At 69.2% G+C, this 4,887-nt stretch carries 8 protein-coding genes; 4 read left to right on the top strand and 4 right to left on the bottom strand.

Annotated features, from left to right (window positions below; all coding sequences use genetic code 11):
• On the bottom strand, positions 1-283 hold a 283-nt coding region (locus tag AB0G14_RS34635), incomplete at its 3' end, for a hypothetical protein (RefSeq protein ID WP_357704854.1).
• Between AB0G14_RS34635 and AB0G14_RS34640 the strand changes: the two genes are divergently transcribed.
• A complete protein-coding gene (locus tag AB0G14_RS34640) occupies positions 242-451 on the top strand; it encodes a hypothetical protein (RefSeq protein ID WP_357704852.1) in 210 nt (69 codons plus the stop codon). The two genes, AB0G14_RS34635 and AB0G14_RS34640, sit on opposite strands and share 42 nt — an antisense overlap.
• 201 nt (positions 452-652) lie before the next feature.
• On the opposite strand, the gene AB0G14_RS34645 is transcribed toward AB0G14_RS34640, so the two are convergent.
• A complete protein-coding gene (locus tag AB0G14_RS34645) occupies positions 653-1,042 on the bottom strand; it encodes a hypothetical protein (protein ID WP_357704840.1) in 390 nt (129 codons plus the stop codon).
• A gap of 101 nt (positions 1,043-1,143) precedes the next feature.
• Positions 1,144-1,287 carry a hypothetical protein gene (locus AB0G14_RS34650; RefSeq protein ID WP_357704842.1) on the bottom strand — a complete coding sequence of 48 codons (144 nt, stop codon included), beginning with the start codon at positions 1,285-1,287 and terminating at the stop codon, positions 1,144-1,146.
• 59 nt (positions 1,288-1,346) lie between these two features.
• On the opposite strand from AB0G14_RS34650, the gene AB0G14_RS34655 reads away from it, so the two are divergent.
• Genes AB0G14_RS34655 through AB0G14_RS34665 form a run of 3 tightly spaced genes read left to right on the top strand, consistent with a single transcriptional unit; the run spans position 1,347 to position 3,892 of the window.
• Positions 1,347-1,664: a Tn3 family transposase gene (locus AB0G14_RS34655; protein ID WP_357704844.1), complete on the top strand. Its 318-nt coding sequence runs from the start codon at positions 1,347-1,349 to the stop codon at positions 1,662-1,664.
• Positions 1,665-1,719: 55 nt separating this feature from the next.
• Complete coding sequence (locus AB0G14_RS34660; RefSeq protein ID WP_357704846.1) at positions 1,720-2,928, top strand: FAD-dependent oxidoreductase; 1,209 nt, start codon at positions 1,720-1,722, stop codon at positions 2,926-2,928.
• A 10-nt stretch (positions 2,929-2,938) separates the two neighbouring features.
• A complete protein-coding gene (locus tag AB0G14_RS34665) occupies positions 2,939-3,892 on the top strand; it encodes a sigma-70 family RNA polymerase sigma factor (protein ID WP_357704848.1) in 954 nt (317 codons plus the stop codon).
• Positions 3,893-4,331: 439 nt separating this feature from the next.
• Here AB0G14_RS34665 and AB0G14_RS34670 read toward each other — a convergent pair.
• A partial coding sequence (locus tag AB0G14_RS34670; RefSeq protein WP_357704850.1) for a hypothetical protein occupies positions 4,332-4,887 on the bottom strand: 556 nt, incomplete at its 5' end.

Consider the following 4,887-nt stretch of genomic DNA (forward strand, 5'->3'; position numbering starts at 1 on the left):
AACTCGTCGAACGACCCACCGCCGAACTCGACACGACCGACGCCGCAGCCGCCTGATCAAGATTTCTCATCCACAAGTCTTGACTATTGCTCCGCTCGGGTTCTGCGCAGTCGAAGGTGACTTGGATCTGCCTGACCGATGCCATCGGTACACCATAGAGGGGGTCTTTCGTCGTCTCCACGGGCCCGGGGTCTGCCATCACGACCCCGGTTCGAACAACACGGTCTTCCGCTGCGGCCAGCTGGTCGCGTTCATCGACCTCGATCTGGCTGCGTCTGGCCACCCGCTGGAGGACGTGGGGTACATGGCGTGGCCTGGTGCATCTCGTCACGGCCCGACCGGGGACCCGGGACAGACAGGCCCGCCAGGTGCGGACCCAGGCGGACGCGTACGGGTTGAGCCCGGCGGACAGCGTGCGGACCAGCGCCACGAGCCGGTGGGCCAGCCGTAGCGCGCCGGACAACCGGAGCCGGCGCAGCAGCCCGACTGCCTCCGTGCACGGTGGCGGCTGGGTTCCAACAGCGCGGACCGGGAGATCCCCGCCGGGCTGGCCACCCGGCAGGTTTCAGTTTTCGACATCTTGGGCTCTGTCGATGTCGCCGACGAACGCTGGGACGAGAACGCCCAGTTCATCTGACCGACAGCGTCGCGATCAGAGCAGCTCGCCGGTGCAGCATTCATGATCGCCGCAGCCGTAGCAGGTGTATCGCATGCAGCCGGTGCAGATCCCGAGGTTCTCCAGTCGGTACCGGTCATGGCAGGTGGAACAGATCTCGCGGCTGGTGAGCATGGCGTTCCAGCCGACGGACCCGCCATTGAGTTCGTACGAGGCGGCGACGAACTCGGCCAGCTCGGCATCGTACGCCGGAGCCGTCGGGTCGCCGATCTTGTGGTTCAAGCTCCAGCAGTACACCGCGAAGAACGCCGTGCCGGTGACCAGGGAAGCACCACCGCGTCCGTCCCGGACCCAGGCATCGCGGAGGTGCCGGACGCGTTCCTGGAAAGGCCGCGAGCCGTCCAACATCACGCGGTCGCCAGTCATCCTGGCATTATGCGGGCAGGGTCAAGTGGTCCTCGCGATGAGCGGATGTATGGCGTGCCGTCGCACCGGCAGCACCAATCCCGTTCGGACGACTGGGACGACTACGCCGTTGTGGCTCCGGCACCGGCAGTGTGCTGGTCTGCTGCGGTGCGCCGGACGACCTGGATACCGGCGGTCGTGGTGATCACGAGTGCCACAGACGCGGCGACCAGCAGCAGGGCGGTCTCTGCCAGGACGGTGTGCATGTACTCACCCCCGTTAGCGGTGGCGGACAGGTACTGCACGGCTGCGATCAGGTTGAGGGGTGCGGAACGCCGACTTCTTACCGGCTTCACCGACGAGTTCTCCTCCGTCGCGCGTACGAGCACTCGACCGGCCCACCCTCCAGCGTCGGCTGCTGCTGGCGCTGTTCGTGCTGGGGACGCGCATGGGCATCCGGGCGATCGTGGCGACAGGGGAGCGCGGCGAGACCGAGGCTTCGCTGCGGCACGTGCGCCGGGTCTTCGTCACCGTCGACAATCTGCGCGCCGCGGTGGCGAAGCTGGTCAATGCCACCTTCGCTGCCCGCGATGCCACCTGGCGGGGCTATGTGACCCATGCCACATGCGGTTCCTGTCAGTAATCGGGGTGCCGTTCCGCTCAACTCGCGGAGGCAAGCGAACCGACGGGAGCAACCCATGAAGCACCGAATCGTCGTCCTCGGCGCCGGCTACGCCGGAGCCCACGTGGCCGGGAACCTGGCCCGCCGGCTGTCCCCGGCGGACACCGAGATCACCGTGGTCAACGCCGAGCCGGACTTCGTCCAGCGGCTGCGGCTGCACGAGCTCGCGGCCGGCCACGAGATCAAGGCTCCGAAACTCGCCGACGTCTTCGCGGGCACCGGGATACGGCTGCGCCTGGCCCGGGTCACCGCCGTCGACCCCGAGCGCCAGGTCGTCGTCGTGGCCGACGCCGACGGCGGCGGCGAGCTCGGCTACGACACGCTTCTCTACGCGCTTGGCAGCCACGGCGACGACCACGGCGTCCCCGGCGTGGTCGAGCACGCCTTCGACATCGCCGCCCGGCCCTCGGCGCTGCGCCTGCGCGAGCGCCTGGACAGCCTGGGCAGGCGGGGCGAAGGCGGGCGTGTGCTGGTCGTCGGCGACGGGTTGACCGGTATCGAGACCGCGACCGAGATCGCCGAGGCCCGGCCCGGCCTGTCGGTGGCGCTGGTCGCCCGCGGCGAGCTGGGCGCCCGGCTCTCCGTCGGAGCCCGCAGCCACCTGCGCCGGGCCTGCGCCCGGCTGGGCATCACCGTCCTGGAGCACGCCAAGGTCGAAGCCGTCGAAGCGACGCGGGTGCTGTGCGCCGACGGCACCGCCCTGGCGTCCGACGCAACCGTGTGGACGGCAGGGTTCGCGGTCAACCCCATCGCCGCCGCCAGCGGGCTGGAGGTCACCGAGAACGGTAGGATCGTCGTCGATCGCACCATGCGGTCGGTCTCGCACCCGAACGTCTACGCCGCCGGCGACAGCGCCTACGCGATCGGCGACAACGGCCGGCCGCTGCCGATGTCCTGCGCCTCGGCCGGCTTCACCGGCCAGCAGGCCATCGAGGCGATCGTGGGACGCCTGACCGGCCGCAAGATCGCGAACACCAAGCTGGTCTACCCGGGCAACCACATCAGCCTCGGGCGGCGGGACGGGATCCTGCAGTTGGTCGACGACGAAGCGCAAGCAAAGCCGACGTACGTGGGCGGCCGGAAGGCCGCGCGGATCAAGTCGGGCATCCTCAAGATCTCGCTGTGGGCCACCTCGCACCCGACCTTCGGCCTGCCCAAGCGCAAGCACCGCCTGGTCGCCGCGCCGGATGCGTCCGCCAAGAAAACGGTCGGCGTAGCCGCCTAGGGTGGCCCCCGTGGACAGCACCGCCACTGATCGCTTCGACACCAGTCGGTTCGAGGCCAGCCGGAACCGGCTGGACTCACTGGCGTACCGGCTGCTGGGCTCCGCCGCCGACGCCGAAGACGCCGTGCAGGAGGCGTTCCTGCACTGGCAGTCCGCCGACCGGCAGCGAATCAAGGTGCCGGAAGCATGGCTGACCAAGGTCGTCACCAACCTGTGCCTCGACCGGCTCCGCTCGGCACAAGCCCGCCGCGAACGCACCGTCGGCGCGTGGCTGCCCGAACCGCTCCTCGCCGGCGACCCGATGCTCGGCCCGGCCGACACTTTCGAGCAGCGTGAATCGGTCTCCCTGGCCGTGCTGACTCTCATGGAGCGCCTGTCACCCCTCGAGCGGGCCGTCTACGTCCTGCGCGAAGCGTTCGCCTACAGCCACGCCGAGATCGCCGAGATCCTCGACATCACCGAGCCGGCAAGCCAGCAGCACCTCCACCGGGCCCGGCGCCGCATCGCCGCCGCGCGCCGCCGCGGCGGCGAAGTCGATCCGGCAACCGCCCGCAGGATCGTCGAGGAATTCCTCGCCGCTGCCTCCTCAGGCCGTACCGAACGGCTGGTAGCGCTGCTCACCGACGACGCGACCGCGATCTCCGACGGCGCCGGCCTGACCGGGGCGCTGCTGCAGTACGACACTCCGCAGCGCGTCGCCGCCGTCGTACGGGCTGGCTTCAAACCCACACCCGCGAAACGGCGGCTTGCCGGCGGCACGCCCGCCATCCACTACGCGCTCGTCAACGGCGCCCCCGCCATCCTCTTCGTGCTCGGCGACCAGGTCCTCGGGGCCGTGGCGTTCGACATCACCAACGGTAAGATCACAACCGTGCGCGGCATCGCCGCCCCCACCCGCCTCGCCCGCCTCGCCGAAGCCTGGCGGCAGCACGAACCGGACACGCCGCTCATCACCGAATGGTGACCCGACGCCGACAGCGGTTCATCGCAGCACCCGCGCTGCGATGAACCGCTCCGGGGATTCGGACGTCAACAGCCGAGCCGGGCTCCGCAGCCACTCCGTCAGCTGATGGTCCAACGCGTGGACCTCAAGGGTCTGCCCGTTCTGAGCACCAGCAGCTCCACGGCGGCTGCCCCGGAACGCGACGCCCAACCAGGGCTTCCCGGCCGTCCCGTTCCAGCTGTACCCGGTCCTGACTGCCGCGCTCCCGTAAGAGGCCCGGTGTCGATTCGGGGTAGCCCTATCGCGTCGCCGATCTCCGGATCAGTTCGTCGGCGTCCTCGTCAGCTGCCGTCTCCCATTTCTCGCCGTCACCGAACGGCTGATAGGCCAGCTTCGCCGGCCGACCCCGGGCCCCTGGGTGACACCGTCGACGACGGAGATCTGCCACTCGCCCCGGGCTTTACCGGCATGCGCTCGTCGCGGTCGGGTAGATCGCGGCCCGTTCCTCACCCGACCAGCGCGAATAGCGGGTCCGACGACCTCGCATCCTGGCGCCCAACGGAAACAGCCGCACCTGGCCGGGCCGGTGTTGCAACACCTCGAAGAGCCCAGCTTTGCCGGCCGCGGGCCAGTCATCCGGCAGGTGTAGGGCGTCGACCCACCCCTGCGGCGGCTGATCAAGGTCTACCAGTACGCCTGCCCGTCCCGCGCCCATCGGGACGGTACTCACGGTGCCTCGGACCCGGTCGCCCACCGGGAAGGCGAGACGTGCCGCGAACAGTTCGTCAGTGCTCGTCGTCAAACCGGCAGTCCTCACGTCACGGCGCGTGCATCCATCACCTGCATTGTGAGTCCCCTGCCGGTCGTTGCAGATGCACTCAACTGCCGCGAAGCGCTCGCCACGGAAGGTAGCCGGATCGCGGGCGGAACCTGTCAAGTCAAGTGAGACGTTTTCGTGGTCAGGTGTTCTGTAGATCTGCGGGTTGAGCTGCTGGTTTGTTGATCCACACCGTGGT

The organism is Micromonospora sp. NPDC023814 (assembly GCF_040639595.1).
Lineage (GTDB): Bacteria > Actinomycetota > Actinomycetes > Mycobacteriales > Micromonosporaceae > Micromonospora.

Bases quoted from the DNA above. Each gene is read 5' to 3' on its own strand.
- AB0G14_RS34650 (WP_357704842.1), bottom strand. From the start codon at position 1,287: ATGCACACCGTCCTGGCAGAGACCGCCCTGCTGCTGGTCGCCGCGTCT.
- AB0G14_RS34660 (WP_357704846.1), top strand. From the start codon at position 1,720: ATGAAGCACCGAATCGTCGTCCTCGGCGCCGGCTACGCCGGAGCCCAC.
- AB0G14_RS34645 (WP_357704840.1), bottom strand. From the start codon at position 1,042: ATGACTGGCGACCGCGTGATGTTGGACGGCTCGCGGCCTTTCCAGGAA.